The following is a 15493-nucleotide window of genomic DNA, read 5'->3' as shown; positions in this document are numbered from 1 at the left end:
CCGTCACCGGCCCGGCTGCGGCAGGCCGGCCCTGATCTGCGCGAACCCGTCGGCGATCAGCTCGTGCAGGGAGCGCTCGGGCGGGCCGGACGCCCAGAGGTCGACCGACGTCTTGAAGGCCAGCCCGGCGGCTCCGGCGATCAGGTGCGGGTAGAGGTCGCGACCGGTGTCGGTGCCGGTGCGGACCGCGATGGCCTCGGCGAACCGGCGGCGCATGGTGTCCAGCGCGGCGAGCTGGTTCGCGATGACCGTGGGGTGCGCCAGCACCATCTCGATCTGTGCCATCATGCGCGCGTGCGCCTCACGGCTGTCGTCGAGCGAGCCCTGGAACACCGCCAGCAGGCTGTCCCAGATCGGCTCGTCGGCCGGCCGCCGCTCGATCTCGTCGGTGAGTCGCTCGGCCCAGTCGATGATGGAGGCCACGATGGCCTCCTCGCGGCTGGAGAAGTAGTTGTGGAACGTCCGGGGCGACACGTCGGCGGCAGCGGCGATCGCCTCGACGGTGACGTGCTCGACCCCCTGCTCCACGGCGAGCCGGTTGGCGGCGGCGGCGAGGGCGGCGCGAGTGGCCGCCTTCTTGCGCTCGCGCAGGCCCACTTCTGCTGTCATGTCAACGACTTTATCGAAAAATTGCAGACTCCGCAAAACTGCTGACTAAGAAAACTTGCGCTCCCCCAGCCACCCGGCGGCCGGAAATGATCACGTTCAGCATGCGTCCTCCCGCTCCACCAGGCATGCATTCCTGGTGATCCGTGAAGAGTCCTGTGTCCGCAGCGACGTGGCCCCGGCCGCGCCGGACGCCCGGACGGCTGCCGGACGCCCGGACGGCTGCCGGACGCCCTGACGGCTGCCGGACGCCCTGACGGCTGCCGGACGCCGGTGAGCCGCCCGCCTGCGGGCCGGACAGACGGACGGGCGGCCGGGACCTCTCCGTCCGGCCGCCCGTCCTCTTCTCACCGGGGGGTCTAACGCTGCGCCGGCTCCAGTTCCGGCTCCGGCTCCTCCCGTAGCTGGCGGGCCAACTTCTCGCCCTCGACGTCGACGTTCGGCAGCAGGCGGTCCAGCCAGCGCGGCAGGAACCAGGCTCGGCTGCCCAGCAGCGTCATGACCGCCGGGACGATCGTCATGCGGACGACGAACGCGTCGAACGCGACCGCCGCGGCCAGCGCGAGGCCGACCTGCATGATGACGTCCTCGCCGCCGAAGATGAACGCGGCGAACACGCTGATCATGATCAGTGCGGCGGCACTGACGACCCGGGCGCCGTGCTGGAAGCCGATGACCACCGAATCCTTCGGCGACGCCCCGTGGACGTGCTCTTCGCGCATGCGAGTCACCAGGAAGACCTGGTAGTCCATGGCGAGGCCGAACACGACGCCGATCAGGAAGATCGGCAGCATGCTGATGATCGGCCCGGTCTGCTCGATGCCCAGCAGGCCGTTGAACCAGCCCCACTGGAACACCGCGACGATGGCACCGAACGTCGCGCCCATCGTGAGCAGGAAGCCCAGCGCGGCCTTCAGCGGCACCAGCAGCGACCGGAACACCAGCATCAGCAGCACGAACGACAGCCCGACCACGAGCACCAGGTACGGCAGCAGCGCTTCGGTCATGCGCTCGGAGAAGTCGATGTTGATGGCCGTGCTACCGGTGACGGACACGCTCGCCCCGGCGTCGTCGCCGACCGCGCCGATCTGGTCACGGATCTCGCCGACGAGGTCCTCGGTCTCGGCGCTGCCCGGGCCGAACTCGGGCACCACGTTGATGATCGCGGTGTCGCCGGCCTCGTTGGGCATGGGCGGCGTGACGTTGGCGACCCCCTCCAGCCCCTGCAGCGAGGCGGCGACGGCGTCGGCGGCGGCCTGCGGGTCGGGGCTGCCGGCGCCGTCGACGACCACCGTGAGCGGGCCGTTGAAGCCGGCGCCGAAGCCCTCGACGGTGAGGTCGTAGGCCTTGCGCTGCGTGCTGTCGGGCGGCGAACTGCCTTCGTCGGGCAGGCCGAGCCGCAGGTCGAGCAACGGCGCGGCGAGCGCCAGCATGCCGACGACGGCGACGGTGAGCACGGCGACGGGCCGCCGTGTCACCAGGTTCACCCAGCGCCGGCCCAGGGTCGGCTTGCTCTCGTCGTCAGTGGCCCGCTCGCGGATGCGGCGCAGGCCGGGGATCCGTCCGCCCAGCACCCGGTGCTTGGCGAAGCCGAGCAGCGCCGGCAGCAGGCTGAGCGCGATGACGACGGCGACGCCCACGGTGAGCGCCGCGGCCAGGCCCATCTCCGTCAGCATCGGGATGTTGACGACGAACAGGCCGGCCAGGGCGATCATGACCGTCAGCCCGGCGAACACGACCGCGGAACCGGCGGTGCCGACGGCGCGACCGGCGGCCTCCTCGCCGTCGCGGCCGATGGCCAGTTCGTGCCGGTACCGCGACACGATGAACAGCGCGTAGTCGATGCCGACGGCGAGGCCGAGCATCAGCGCGAGCGTCGGCGTGCTGGATCCGATGTCCATGAAGCCGCTGGCCGCGGTGATGGCGGAGATGCCGATGACGATGCCGAGGATGGCGGTGAGCAGCGGCAGACCGGCGGCGATCAGTGAGCCGAACGTGAGGACCAGCACCACGGCGGCGACGCCGATGCCGATGATCTCGGTGCCGGCCGGCTCCTCGTTGCTCATGGCGGCCTCACCGCCCAGCTCGACCGTCAGGCCGGCGTCGCGGCCCACGTCGGCGGCCTCGGTGAGCGCCTCGCGCGCCTCATCAGTGAGGTCGAAGAAGGGAACGGCGTAGGTGACCTGAGAGAACGCGATGGTGGCGTCCTCGGACACGGTGCCGGACTCGAACGGGTCGGGCACCTGGGCGACCTGCGGCGCCGTCGCGAGGTCGGCCAGGACCTCCTCGACCGCGGCCTGGTTGGCGGGGTCGGTCAGCGCCTGACCCTCGGGGGCGGCGAACACCACGCGCGCCGTGGCGCCGTCGGTGTTGCCGCCGGGGAACCGGTCCTCGAGGAGGTCGAACGCCTCCTGGGACTCGGTGCCGGGGATGGAGAACGTGTCGGACGTGGGCCCGGACAGCGTCGATGCGCCCACCCCGAAGAGCGCGACGAGGCCCAGCCAGATGGCCAGCACCACCCCGCGGCGCCGATACGAGAACCGGCCCAGCCGGTAGAGGAATGTCGCCACCGAAGACTCCAAGCGTATGAGAAGAGCGACGTCAGAACACCACGGCGAACCTGTGAGCAGGCTGAGAGCGACGTGTGCCGCGCCCCACTCCGGTGTGAGACTGCGACTACCAGCCTGCCCCGTTCGCAATCTGACACTAACTGACTTCTTGCGGATCACGCAAATCTTCTCATCGGGCAAATTTTCGGCCCGGGCACGACGGCCGCTGGTCATCTCCTGGTCGCCCGGACCCTCACCAGTGGTCACCTGCGCCCCCTAGCGTCCGGCCATGACGATCCGAGCGCGCAGACGCGCAGCTGTGACGGCGGCATTGATGAGTGCCGCGGTGGCCGCCCCGCTGGCGGTCATGGGGACGACGGCCGTCGCCGAGGAGTCGCGCCTGGGCCAGCAGACCCTGTGGCGCGAGAGCTTCAACGGCCTGTCCGACGCGGTGGCCGGCGACGGTTACACGCACGAGCCGCCGCGCGGCTGGACCGTCGAGGTCACCCCCGAGATGCAGGCCGGCGGCGTCGACGACTGGCGCGGCTGGTCGTTCACCACCCGCGAGTACTGGACCGCGGCCGAGGACCAGATGCGCTTCCGGTTCGCGCGAGCCGACGACGTCATCGCGGTCGCCGACTCCGACGAGTACGACGACGCCCCCGGCGCCGCCGGCCGGTTCGACACGACGCTGGTGTCGAGACCGGTGCGGGTGTTCGGGCACTCCGAGCTGGAGCTTGCCTTCGACTCACACCTGCGCCCGTGGACGGGGCAGTCGGCGTCCGTGACGGTCGAGTTCGACGGCAGCGGCGAGGAGACGACGCTGCTGCGCTACGACTCCACGAACACCACCAACAACTATGACGGCGACCTCGCCAACAGCACCGAGGCGCTGCGCTTCACCGTCCCCTCCGGCGTCCGCCAGGCGGTCTTCCGGTGGCGCCTCGACGCACCGCGCAACTCCTGGTACTGGGCGATCGACAGCGTGTCCGTCCGCACGACGGCGACGCCCACGCCGTCACTGGACGCCGCCACGTCGCTCTGGGTGGTCAGCGACATCCAGGGTCATCCGAGCGACTTCGCCCACGGCCTGCGCGACCTGGACGCCGTCCGCCCTGACGCCGCCGGGCTGCTGCTCGCCGGTGACATCGTCCCGACCGGCACCACCGCCGAGTGGCGGCAGATCCACGACGTGGTCTCCGGCGCCACGGCGGCGGGGATCATGCCGCCGCAGCTGGTCGCGGCGATCGGCAACCACGAGAGCTACGCCGCCGAGTCCTGGGAGACGCTGCGCGACCGGTTCCTCGACTTCGCCGGGCGGGACCGCGTGTACGGCGAGTACGTGCTCACCGGGGGCGGCGGCGAGGTGCCGGTGCTCGTCATCGGGCAGGAGTTCCCCCGTCCGCCGGAGGTCGGGATGTCCGACGAGCAGGTCGCATGGCTCGACCAGCGCCTCGACTACTGGACGGCTCGGAAGAAGCAGGTCATCGTCATGACCCACTTCCCGCTCGGCGACACTGTCTCCGCCTCCTGGATCCCCTGGTACGCCGAGCACCACGAGCGCAACGACGAGCTCACCGCCATGCTCGGCGACCATCCCAACGCGATCTTCCTCAGCGGCCACACCCACTACCCGTACGAGCTCGGCGACTGGGCCGTCCGGCGGCGTGTCCCCGGCGGCCACCCGGACGGCTTCCTCGCCATCAACACCGGCGCCATGCAGGTCGAATGGGACGCCCGCGGCGAGAACACCAACGGCATCGGCGAGGTCGTCACCCGCGACGTCAACCGTGGCCTCACCATCGACGTCTACGCCGACCGCGTCGTCATCGAGGCCCGCGACTTCGGCGTCTCCGGCACCTCCGGCGACAACGACGTCAACGAGGTGCTCCGGCACCTGGAGGTCGGGAATCCGCTGCTGCACGGCCGGCCGCGCTGATCGAGCCGGCTTGCTCTCGCTTCACCGGGCAGCGGTCCTGGTGAAGCGGGAGTTCGCCGTTGCGGAGAGATCTGGTGCGCTAGCGTGGAGCCGTAGATCGGCACGATGCAGGGCGGCGGATGACCTCGAGCGACGATGGTGCGGACGGCGACGGTGTACGCCACGCCGCCGAGTCGCTCCGTGCCGCCCGCGAAGCCCTGCCCCCACTCGCCGAACAGCTCGACGGCACCGTCCGGCAGCGAGTCGAGGAGACGAGCGGCGCGGTCGAGCAAGCGGCGCGCGGCCTGCCGGCGTCCGCCGCCGAGGTCCGTCGCAAGCTGCTCGGGACGGCGCACGACATCGGGCTGATGGGCACTCGCATGGCCGCGGCCCGTGAGGACGCGTTCGCGGAGGTCGCACACGTGCTCACCGGCCACGCCGACGAGCTCGAGAACCTCCTCCGCTCCTCCGACGACGGCGGCGAGGTGCCGGTCTTCTCCATCCCGCCGCTGCCGACGCCGCCCCCGAGCCTGACGACGACCGCTCACGAGGCGGCGGCCGTTCAGCGGCAGCTGCCGGACGTGGCGGCGCAGCGGCGGGCCATCAACCAGGTGGTCGCCCAATTCCCGCCGAAGCTTCAGGAACTGGCGCGGAAGCTGCTCTTCGGCAGGTCATCCCACGCCGTCGAACGCCATGGCCACCACCTCACGCCAGCCCAGATGATCGCCCGTGTCCAATGGCTGCTCGACCCAGCCCGCGAAGACAACTGGCACCTCAACTCCGACGGGTCAGTACTGTCGCAGCGGTGGAACGGCCAGCCGCACGGCGTCGGCACGGCGGCCGGCCATTACACGTCGCCGGCGGCGGTCGCCAAGCCACTGATCGCGCTACTCGGCGCTGCCGGCCGGACCCGGAACGAGCTCGATGCGTACCTCGACCGCAAGGGGAAGGGTAAGACGCGACTCAGGATCTTCCTGCGCCCCGCTGACACCGGTATCGGCCCCGGGGACGTCTACGCTGTTCGAGCACCCGGAACCGATACTGGTCCCGGCGAGGGCATGTGGCTTGATGCACGCAACTCGGCGATCGACGGACATGGCGACGCGCCGGCCGTTCGGGAGCACGATGTCCTGGCGACGGCCAAGCGACCCGGCAGCCTGGTGATCATGATCAGACGCCCGAAGCAGCCCTGGCGCTTGGTCACCAGCTACTTCCTCGACGACCCCGAGAATGAACTGAGGTACTGGGAGCTGTGATGGAGATCAGCGAGAACTTCCGGCAGTGGCGCGAGGAGTTCAGCGACGGTGGTGGCGAGCTACTGGACTTCTACCAGGATGCCTGCAACAGCGTCCCCCAGTGGCTCGAGACCGACCACGACAACATCCGCGCATTCCGCGACGAGTTGGCGGCTCACATCCGTGACTCCTCAGTCGGGCCGTTCCCATCGGAGACCCAGTGGGGCACAGATGAGATCCTGCGCGATCTCTGGTTCGACGTGTTCGGGGCGGAGTCGCCGCCGGGCGACCCTTACCCCGTCCCTCAGGATCGATGGGGGCGCCATCGGATGACCAAGTACATGCGCGACATCCCCACCAAGGACACGTCACTGGTTCCGGACACGACCCGACGGTGGCTGGCGGAGCGCAACATCACGTTCGAGATCCTGGCCGAGTACCGGGAGCCCAGCGCGGAACGCGAGTACTCGCGGCCGGAGCCGGCGGGGTTCCGGAAGCGCCTCGACGAGCTCACCGCGGCGGGCCGCCGATCGGGGCCGGCCGAGGGCGAGCGCGCCGCCGAGGCACGTACCGATCTGCTCGACGCGAAGCAGAGCTACCTCGACACCGGGCACACCGAGCAGGCGGCCGCCGTCGACCGGATCCTGGCCGACCGGGAGCCGCGCGACGAGGCCTGACGCGCCCGGCACCCTTGATCGTCAACGTTCTGAGCTGCCGGAGCGACACAGAAGGTTGATGATCACGGGACCACGCGGCCTCAGGTGAGGGTGCTCAACCCGAACGCCACGCTGAACCCGAGCACCGTCACCAGCCCGGTCGAGGGACCGCCGAACTCGTAGGCCTCCGGCACCATCGTGTCGGTGAGCATGGTGAGCAGCGCGCCCGCCGCGAACGCCTGCACCAGCGCGACCGTCCCACCACCCGCATCGCCGACGAAGTACCAGCCGGCCCAGGACGCGACGCCCGCCACCAGCGTGGTGCCCACCCACAACAGCAGGATCGACCGCCGTGACGTCCCCGACGCCGACAGACCGGCGGTCGCGGACATCGCCTCGGGCAGGTTGGACAGGAAGACCGCGGCCAGCATCGCGACGCTGACCCCGCCACCGCCGGCCAGTGTGGTCCCGAGCACCACCGATTCGGGGATGCCGTCGAGGACGGTGCCGAAGGCGATCGCCGCGCCGGCGCCGCCTACCTGGGCGCCGGTCGATCGCTTCCGGTCGGCGCCGCCCATGCGGTCGATCAGCAGGTCGCCGGCGTAGAAGGTGACGGCGCCGGAGGTCAGGCCGGCCAGCAGCACCCACCCGTTGCTCTGCTCGAACGCGTCCTGGACGAGGTCGTACGCGACGGCGCTGATCAGGACACCGGCGCCGAAGGCCATGACGAGCGCCACCAGCCGCTGCGGCAGCGGCCGCGCCATGACGATCAGCGCGCCGATGATCAGCGACGAGCTGGCCAGCAGGCCCCAGAGCAACGCGCTCACAGCACCGGACGATAGCCCTCCGGCGCGGCGAGCGACCGCGAAATCCGCGACTAGGTCAGCGCGTCGGCGTCCAGCGTCAGCGTCCCCGCGTCGGCGTCCAGGGTCGCCGGCACGCCCAGCGGCACGGTGATGCTCGACGGGCCGTGGCCGAACCCGAGCTCGGAGACGATCGGCACGCCCAGCGGCCCCAGCCGGTCCCGCATCAGCTCCTCCACCGGCTCGCAGTCGTGCCACGAGCCCAGCGCGATGCCGGCGACGCCGTCCAGCCACCCGGACCGCAGGAGATGCGTGACGAACCCGTCCAGCCGGTACGCCTTCTCGCCGACGTCCTCCAGCAGGACCAGCGCCCCGGCGGCCGACGGCAGCCCGGTCGGCGTGCCGATCTCGCTTGCCAGCAGCGCGAGACACCCGCCCACCGTCACGCCGGACGCCACGCCCGGCACGAGAGCACGCGCCGACGGCGACGTCAGGACCGTCCCCGCCGCACCGCCGAACAGCATCGACCGCAATCCCTCGGCCGTCGACGAGGACGTGACGAAGGCCTGCGCCCCGACCATCGGGCCGTGCAGGGTCGCGACACCCAGCAAGCGGGCGAACGCCGAGTGCAGCGCCGTGATGTCGCTATAGCCGACGAACACCTTCGGCGTCGCGGCGGCCATCGCCGACCAGTCGAGGAGCGACGAGATCCGCTGCACGCCGTAGCCGCCGCGGGCGCACAGCACCCCGGCGAAGGCCGGGTCGCACCAGGCCTCCTGCAGGTCGGCGGCGCGCTCGACGTCGGTGCCGGCGAGGTACTCGAACGACGGGTGCACGGACAGCACGTGCGGCATGACGACGACGTCCAGACCCCAGGACCGCAGGATCGCGCACCCGGCGTCGAGGCGGTCCTTCGGCACCGGACCGGACGGGGCGACGACGGCGACGCGGTCACCGGGGACGAGGCGGCGCGGCCGGCGCAGCGGCACCACCGACGGCCGCCCGGTCACGAGGCGCTGAACCCGAAGACCTTGGCGTACAGCGCGAGTTCCTTCTCCAATGCGGTCACGATGGTCTCCTTGCGTCGGAAGCCGTGTTGTTCCCCCTCGAAGGTGACGTACTCGTGCTCCACCCCGAGCTCTGCCACCCGCTCGGCGAACCGTGCCGTCGGGCCGGGCGGGCAGACCTCGTCCTCCAACCCCTGGAGCAACAGGAACGGGACCGTGAACTTCTCCGGGACGTTGATCGGCGACCGCTCGCGGTACCGATCCTCCGTCTCCGGCCACGGCCCCACCAGGCCCTCCAGGTACTGCGACTCGAAATCGTGGGTCTCGCCGGTGCGGAACGCTACCAGGTCCAGCACCGGGTACATGATGGTCGCGCAGGCGAACACGTCGGTGAACGCCAGCGCGGCCGCCGCGGTCCAGCCGCCGGCCGACCCGCCGCGGATCGCCAGTCGCGCGCCGTCGGCGAAACCCTCGTCGACCAGCGCCTTCGCCGCCGCCACGCAGTCCTCGACGTCGACGATGCCCCACTGCTCGCGCAGCCGCGAGCGGTAGTCGCGGCCGAACCCGGCCGACCCGCCGTAGTTCACCTCGACGACGCCCAGGCCGCGGCTGGTGAAGTAGGCGACCTCGAGGTCGTGCACCATCGGCACGCGGTGGGTCGGCCCGCCGTGCGCGAACACGATGAACGGCGGCTTCTCCCTGCCGACGCCGCCGAACCGCGACCCCGACGGCGGGTACACGATCGCGTGCACGTCGCGCCCGCCCGGCCCGGCGAACGTCCGCGCCTGTGGCAGGGGCAACGACGTCACCGGCACGGACAGCACCGACGCCACCACCGGCGACACCGCGCCGACCGACGCCTGGACCACCTCGAACGGCGACAGGGGCGAGGCCGCCACGCCGTACACCGTGCGTCCCGACACCGCCAGGGTCGGCGTCCACTCGGTGTGGGTGTCCTCGAGCAGGTCGTAGAGCAGGCCGGACGTGGTGTCGAGCAGGTTCAGCCGCGCCGACGCCCGGCCGCGGATCACCGCGACCTCGCCCTCACCGAGTGGCGCGAACCACCGCTCCCCCAGCCGCCACAGCGGCCCGGCGAACTCCTCGGCCCGCTCGCACAGCACCTCCGGCTCGGCGCCCTCGACGTCGAGCCGGACGCGGTGCAGGTTCCACCAGCCGGTCCGGTCGGACGCGACGAGCAGGGCGTCGGGCGTCTCCCACTCGACCTGCGGGATCGACTCCGACTCGCCGCCGGCGACGGTGTCCGGCTCACCCACCCGGCCGTCGGCGCCGATCGACGCGACCCGAACGAGCGTCGCGTCCCACGGCATGTTCGGGTGGTCCCAGCCGATCCACGCCAGCCGCCGCCCGTCCGGCGACGGCCGCGGGCAGGCCAGGAAGTGGGTGTCCTCGACCAGCACGCGCACGTCGCCGGAGCCGTCCAGCGGCACCGCCACCAGCGCCCGTCGCAGGTCGGTCGGACCGGTCCCGGTGTGCTCCTCGCGGACGCACCACACCTCGGTCCCCGACGGCGCCAGCACCGGCTCGGCGTAGCGCAGGCCGGACGGGATCGACGGCGCCGGCGTCAGCGGCACCGGGTCGTCGCCGGAACCCGGCACGAACCGGTACAGCCGCTGGTCGGAGTACTCGGCGAAGACGACGGCGTCGCCGCCGGACCAGGGCGCGACGACGTAGGCGAGCCCGCCGTACTCGTGCACCCGGGTGCGGACGTTCCACGGCGACGGCAGCACGACCTCCGGCTCCTCCGCGTCGCCGGCCAGCCGCAGCAGCGCGACCCGGCCGCCCTCGACCGGCTGCGGGCGCACCCACCACAGGGCGCCGCCGGCGTGGCTCACCCAGGTGGGCCGGCCGTCGTTCTCGGCGACGATCTCGGCGGTCACCGGCGACGGCCAGCTCCCGTACGGTGCGGTTTCGGGCACGGACTCTCCCAGCGAGAAGACGAGGTCAGGTGGTCAGGAATCGGTCCAGTACCCGGACGCCGAACTCCAACGCGTCGACGGGCACCCGCTCGTCGACACCGTGGAACAGGGCCGAGTAGTCGAGGTCCGGCGGCAGCCGCAGCGGCGAGAAGCCGTAGCCGGTGATGCCGAGCCGGGAGAACTGCTTGGCGTCGGTGCCGCCGGCCATGCAGACGGGGACGACGTGCGCGCCAGGGTCCTCGGCCAGCAGCGCGTCGGCCATGGCGGTGAACGTCGGCGACGCGGGGTCGGCGGACAGGGCGACCTCGGAGTGCTCGTACTCCCAGCTCACCGCGGGGCCGATCAGCGACGCGACGGTCGCCTCGAACTCCTCGCGCGCCTCGGGCACGACGCGGCCGTCGACCAGCGCCGTCGCGGTCTCCGGGATGACGTTCACCTTGTAGCCGGCGCTGAGGATCGTCGGGTTGGTGCTGTTGCGCAGGACCGCCTCGACCAGCTCGCGCGCCGAGCCGAACCGCTGCATCAATCGGTCGACGTCAACATCTCCCGTCAAGTCGACCGGAACGCCCAGCGCCGCCCCGATCGACTCCAGCGACGCGCGCACCGTCGGCGTCAGCCGCACCGGCCACTCGTACTCGGCCAGCCGGTGCACCGCCCCGGCCAGCGCCGCCACCGCGTTGTCGCCGTTGATCCGCGACCCGTGCCCGGCCCGGCCGCGCGCGGTCAGCCGCAGCCAGGCGGTCCCCCGCTCGCCGGCGGAGACGGGGTACAGGCGGACGGCGCCGGCCGAAGCACGCTCCTCCGCTGAGGCCGCGAATCTGGTGGCGTGGAAGGTGTAGCCGCCGGACTCGCTGATGCCCTCGGTGACGCCCTCGAACAGGTCGGCGTGCTTGGTGACCAGCCAGGTGGAGCCGTGGTCGGCGCTGGCCTCCTCGTCGGCGGTGAACGCGAGGACGACGTCGCGGGCCGGCCGGCGGCCCTCACGCGCCCAGGCCCGCACGACGGCGAGCATCATCGCGTCCATGCCCTTCATGTCGATGGCGCCGCGACCCCACAGCATGCCGTCGCGGACCTCGCCGGAGAACGGGTGCACCGACCAGTCGGCGGCCTCGGCCGGGACGACGTCGAGGTGGCCGTGGACGAGGATCGGGTCGCGGCCGGGGTCGCTGCCCTCGATGCGGGCGACGACGTTGGCGCGGTTGGGCGCCGACTCGATCAGCGTGGCCTCGATGCCGGCCTCGCCCAGCTTCTCGGCGACGTACTCGGCGGCGGGCCGCTCACGGCCCGTGCCGTCGCCCGGGTTGGTGGTGTCGATGCGGATCAGGTCGGCGGCGAGGGTCAGGACGTCGGGCTCAGCCATAGTGGTTCTCGATACCGTTGGAGATCAGGGTCGTGACCGCCTTGAAGCAGCGGATCAGGTCGTGCGCCGTGCTCGCGGTGTAGCGCACCCGGCGCTCCGTGATGCGTTGCACCGTCGGGACCATACCGGCGAAGTCGGCCAGCTGGGTGGCGTCGACCTCGATCTCGACGGTGAACGGCCCGCGGTCCGTCGCCGGTTCGTGCCGGACGGCGAGCGCCGCGGCCGCCTTCGCCTCGGCACGGATGTCCTCGAACGTGCGGGCGGGTGGGCGGCAGCGGGCCGCGTAGCGCGACACGTAGTCCTTGACGGCCGCGGTGCGGGCCAGCGGTGCGTACGTGGCGGCGTCGGCACAGGCGCGGTCGTCGCCGGTGACGAGGATGACCGGCGTGCCGTACTCGGCCGCGACCAGCGCGTTCAGCCGGCCCTCGCTGGCGGGGTCGTCGTCGACCCAGACCCCGGTGATGGAGTTGGGCAGGTAGGTGTGCGCGAGGACACCCTCGGCGCCGGCGCCCGCGTGGTAGCCGAGGAAGACGACGCCGTCGACGTCGCCGCTCTGGATGCCCTCGACCATCGTCAGCGCCTTGTGCCGCCCGGTGATCATGGTCGCGCGCTCGTCCAGCCGCTCCAGCAGCAGGTTGCGCATGGTCGCGTGCGCCTCGTTGACCAGCACCTCGTCGGCGCCGCCGTCGAACAGGCCGGCGATCGCGCCGTTGACGTCGGACGTGAACATCGCCCGGCAGCGCTGCCACTGCTCCGTCCCCGGCTCGACGTCCGCGGGCCAGGTGACGCCCGTGGCCCCCTCCATGTCTGCCGAGATGAGCACCTTCATAGGGGGCTACGGTAGCCGGTCGGTGTGGTCGAGCGGCGGACGGTCCTGCGCACCGAAGCGCCGTGTCAGGTCGCCCAGCAGCGTCTTGAGCAGCTCGGCCAGTGCCGCGCGCTGCGCGTCGTCGAGGCCGTCGAGCAGCGTCTCCTCGTGCCGCAGCAGGTCGGTGACGACGCGCTCGTTCAGCGCGCGCCCGTCGTCGGTGAGCACGACGACGGCCGAGCGGCCGTCGGAGGCGGACCGCTCGCGGCGCACCAGACCGGCCGCCTCGGCCCGGGCGATGCGCTGTGACACCGCGCCCGCGGTGACGAAGCTGCGCTCGGCGATCTGCCCGGGCGTCAGCCGGTACGGCGCTCCGCTGCGCCGCAGCGTGCTGAGCAGGTCGAGCGTCGCGTTGTCGATGCCCAGCCGCTCGAGCGTGCGGCGGCGCTCGTCGGCGAGCAGCTGGCTCAGCCGCCGGATCCGCGTGATGACGCCGATGGAACCGACGGGGACGCCCGGCAGCTCGCGGCGCCAGCCCGCCTGGATGCGGTCCGAGCCGTCGTCGGCCGGTTCGGGGTACTCTGTCATCGGCAGATACTTTAGCACTAAAGGAGTTTCTCGATGAGCACACGCACGATCGTCGTCACCGGCGGCGGCACCGGCATCGGACGGGCCGTGGCCGCGGGCTTCGCGGCCGCCGGCGACACCGTCGTGGTGACCGGCCGCCGGCGCGAGCGGCTCGACGACGCGGTCGCCGAGCTGGGCCCGAAGGCGAGCGCGGTGGACTTCGACGCGGCCGACCCGGCCGCCGTCACCGAGGCCCTCGACCGGCTGCCCGCCACGGTGGACGTCCTGGTCAACGCGGCCGGCGGCAACACCGGCCTGGACCACCCGGCGCCGGAGCCCGGCGACCTGGGCGCCGAGGCGGCCGCCTGGCGGGCCAACTTCGACGCCAACGTGCTGACCGCGGTGCTGGTGACCACCGCACTGCTGCCACGGATGCCGTCCGGCGGGCGGATCATCACGATCGGCTCCATCGCGGCCCGGCGCGGCGGCGGCGACTACGGCGCGGCCAAGGCGGCCGTCGAGGCGTGGACGGCGTCGCTGGCGGCCGGGATCGGGCCACGCGGCCTCACCGTCAACGTCGTCTCCCCCGGCCTCACGGTCGGCACCGAGTTCTTCCGCGGCCGGCTGAGCGACGCGCGGCGCGACCGCCTGGTGAACGAGACCATGACCAAGCGCGAGGGGACGACGCAGGACGTCGCGGCGGCGGTCCAGTACCTGGCCGCACCCGCCGCCGGGCACGTCACCGGCCAGGTGCTGCACGTCAACGGCGGCGCCTACCTCGGGCGCTGAGGGCGTCACGCCGGTGTACCGGTGCGGATGCCGTCGCCGCCCGCCGCTACCGCAGACGGCATCGCCTCCGGTACACCGCTCGGTCGCGTGGGCGGCCTCGTCGTGCCGCGTCTCTCAGGGGGCGACGACCTCGACCTCGAAGCCGTCGTCGTTCTCCATGTAGGCCGCGTAGTGGTGCGGGCCACCGGCGTGCGGGTGGCGGTCGGCGAACATCAGGTGCCAGCCGTAGGCGGGCGCCTCGGACACGATGCGGTCGACCATCCACTGCTCCGGCACCGCCAGCGCCAGGTGGTTGAGGCCCGGCGCCTTGCGGTCGTAGGCGACCCAGCTGAGGTCGGGCGAGCACTCGATGACGACGTACGGGCCGCCGCCGGGCGCCTGCCAGGACCGGCCGTTCTCCCACGCCTGGAACAGCGTCCAGCCCAGCCGCTCGAACAGCCAGCCGAACGAGCGAGTGGCGGCGTCGAGGTCGCGGACCCAGACCTCGATGTGGTGCAGGCCGGTGGACGGCGTGCTGGACGGCGACAGCGAGGACTCTTCGGCAGCCGGCTCGGGCGCGCGCTGGTACTGCTCCTGCTGCGGCGCCGCGGCGGGCACCGGCGTCTGGCCGTAGTTGGTGTCGAGCGCGCGCAGCACGGGGTCGAGCTCGTTCACCGCGGAGTCGGTCAGCGGGTCGTAGGCCTGGGTGTCGTACTGGCTCGTGCCGTGCGACGTCCCGTGCGAGGTGTCGTAGTAGGCCGCCGGGTAGGACGGGTTCGACGGCGGGCCGGCCGGGCCTGGCGGCGGGCCGTAGCCGCCACCGGCGGGCGGCGGCATGACCGGCGGCGCGGCGGGCGGCTGCGCCACCGGCGGCGCGACCGGAGCGGCGCCCATGGCCGGCGCGCCGGCCGGCAGACCGGGCGTCCCCGGCGGGAGTCCGGCGCCGCCCTGCGGCAGCCCGGGACCCTGCGCGTAGGCGTTGGCCGGCACCTGCTGGTGCTGCTGCGACTGCTGCGCGGCCGCCTTGCGGCGCGTGCGCAGCTCCGTCGCGGACGCGTCGAGCCAGTCGTCGACGTCGTCCATGACGTAGCCCTCACGCATGCGGACGACCTTGAACTCCTCGGCCTCGATCTGCTCGGGCGTCACCGCACGCCCCGAGGGCCGCCCATCCAGCGCATCGATCACCAGATCGACGAAGTCGTCGACGGCGTCCAGGTCATAGCCCTCACGCATACGAGTGGTGCGGAACTCAGGCTCACGACTGACGGCCACCAGGTGT

Annotated in this window: 13 protein-coding genes; 4 read left to right on the top strand and 9 right to left on the bottom strand. The window is 72.2% G+C overall.

Translation table 11 applies throughout. The annotated features are described in order from the left end of the window. Positions 1-3: 3 nt before the first annotated feature. Complete coding sequence (locus DZA62_RS07575; RefSeq protein WP_116948268.1) at positions 4-609, bottom strand: TetR/AcrR family transcriptional regulator; 606 nt, start codon at positions 607-609, stop codon at positions 4-6. Between the two features lie 356 nt (positions 610-965). Beyond that, the gene (locus DZA62_RS07570; protein ID WP_116948267.1) at positions 966-3176 is read right to left on the bottom strand and encodes an MMPL family transporter; all 2211 of its coding nucleotides are present in this window, start codon (positions 3174-3176) and stop codon (positions 966-968) included. A gap of 313 nt (positions 3177-3489) precedes the next feature. Here DZA62_RS07570 and DZA62_RS07565 point away from each other — a divergent pair, with 313 nt between their 5' ends. From DZA62_RS07565 to DZA62_RS07555, 3 genes are all read left to right on the top strand, one after another. After that, on the top strand, positions 3490-5094 hold the full coding sequence (locus tag DZA62_RS07565) for a metallophosphoesterase family protein (protein ID WP_198663513.1): 1605 nt from the start codon (positions 3490-3492) through the stop codon (positions 5092-5094). A 359-nt stretch (positions 5095-5453) separates the two neighbouring features. Further along, on the top strand, positions 5454-6329 hold the full coding sequence (locus DZA62_RS07560) for a hypothetical protein (protein WP_157987535.1): 876 nt from the start codon (positions 5454-5456) through the stop codon (positions 6327-6329). Continuing rightward, entirely contained in the window at positions 6329-6985 is a 657-nt protein-coding gene (locus DZA62_RS07555; RefSeq protein WP_116948265.1) for a hypothetical protein, read from the top strand. The genes DZA62_RS07560 and DZA62_RS07555 overlap by 1 nt, the downstream gene beginning before the upstream one ends. Positions 6986-7065: 80 nt before the next feature. Here DZA62_RS07555 and DZA62_RS07550 read toward each other — a convergent pair whose 3' ends face one another. The 6 genes from DZA62_RS07550 to DZA62_RS07525 are packed head-to-tail and all read right to left on the bottom strand — an operon-like array spanning position 7066 to position 13467. Beyond that, a complete protein-coding gene (locus tag DZA62_RS07550) occupies positions 7066-7791 on the bottom strand; it encodes a ZIP family metal transporter (RefSeq protein ID WP_116948264.1) in 726 nt (241 codons plus the stop codon). Between the two features lie 50 nt (positions 7792-7841). Further along, on the bottom strand, positions 7842-8777 hold the full coding sequence (locus DZA62_RS07545) for a S66 peptidase family protein (RefSeq protein ID WP_232827297.1): 936 nt from the start codon (positions 8775-8777) through the stop codon (positions 7842-7844). Next, complete coding sequence (locus tag DZA62_RS07540; protein WP_198663512.1) at positions 8774-10711, bottom strand: dipeptidyl-peptidase 5; 1938 nt, start codon at positions 10709-10711, stop codon at positions 8774-8776. Before DZA62_RS07540 ends, DZA62_RS07545 begins: the two co-directional genes overlap by 4 nt. A gap of 25 nt (positions 10712-10736) precedes the next feature. Continuing rightward, positions 10737-12071 carry a M20/M25/M40 family metallo-hydrolase gene (locus tag DZA62_RS07535; protein ID WP_116948262.1) on the bottom strand — a complete coding sequence of 445 codons (1335 nt, stop codon included), beginning with the start codon at positions 12069-12071 and terminating at the stop codon, positions 10737-10739. Beyond that, positions 12064-12900, bottom strand: coding sequence for a M55 family metallopeptidase (locus DZA62_RS07530; RefSeq protein WP_116948261.1), 837 nt, complete (start codon positions 12898-12900; stop codon positions 12064-12066). Before DZA62_RS07530 ends, DZA62_RS07535 begins: the two co-directional genes overlap by 8 nt. Positions 12901-12906: 6 nt before the next feature. Further along, positions 12907-13467: a MarR family winged helix-turn-helix transcriptional regulator gene (locus tag DZA62_RS07525; protein ID WP_116948260.1), complete on the bottom strand. Its 561-nt coding sequence runs from the start codon at positions 13465-13467 to the stop codon at positions 12907-12909. A 33-nt stretch (positions 13468-13500) separates the two neighbouring features. On the opposite strand from DZA62_RS07525, the gene DZA62_RS07520 reads away from it, so the two are divergent. Then, a complete protein-coding gene (locus DZA62_RS07520; RefSeq protein ID WP_116948259.1) occupies positions 13501-14235 on the top strand; it encodes an SDR family oxidoreductase in 735 nt (244 codons plus the stop codon). 114 nt (positions 14236-14349) lie between these two features. Here DZA62_RS07520 and DZA62_RS07515 read toward each other — a convergent pair whose 3' ends face one another. Further along, positions 14350-15486, bottom strand: coding sequence for a DivIVA domain-containing protein (locus DZA62_RS07515; RefSeq protein ID WP_157987534.1), 1137 nt, complete (start codon positions 15484-15486; stop codon positions 14350-14352). Positions 15487-15493 lie beyond the last annotated feature (7 nt).

It is taken from the genome of Jiangella endophytica, from assembly GCF_003427025.1.
Taxonomy (GTDB): Bacteria; Actinomycetota; Actinomycetes; order Jiangellales; family Jiangellaceae; genus Jiangella; species Jiangella endophytica.
Note: the sequence above shows the minus strand (reverse complement) of the source record. Positions and strands in the feature narration are given on the sequence as shown.

Coding starts and splice junctions, on each gene's coding strand:
- DZA62_RS07575 (WP_116948268.1), bottom strand. CDS start 609: ATGACAGCAGAAGTGGGCCTGCGCGAGCGCAAGAAGGCGGCCACTCGC.
- DZA62_RS07565 (WP_198663513.1), top strand. CDS start 3,490: ATGAGTGCCGCGGTGGCCGCCCCGCTGGCGGTCATGGGGACGACGGCC.
- DZA62_RS07560 (WP_157987535.1), top strand. CDS start 5,454: ATGGCCGCGGCCCGTGAGGACGCGTTCGCGGAGGTCGCACACGTGCTC.
- DZA62_RS07555 (WP_116948265.1), top strand. CDS start 6,329: ATGGAGATCAGCGAGAACTTCCGGCAGTGGCGCGAGGAGTTCAGCGAC.
- DZA62_RS07535 (WP_116948262.1), bottom strand. CDS start 12,071: ATGGCTGAGCCCGACGTCCTGACCCTCGCCGCCGACCTGATCCGCATC.
- DZA62_RS07530 (WP_116948261.1), bottom strand. CDS start 12,900: ATGAAGGTGCTCATCTCGGCAGACATGGAGGGGGCCACGGGCGTCACC.
- DZA62_RS07525 (WP_116948260.1), bottom strand. CDS start 13,467: ATGACAGAGTACCCCGAACCGGCCGACGACGGCTCGGACCGCATCCAG.
- DZA62_RS07520 (WP_116948259.1), top strand. CDS start 13,501: ATGAGCACACGCACGATCGTCGTCACCGGCGGCGGCACCGGCATCGGA.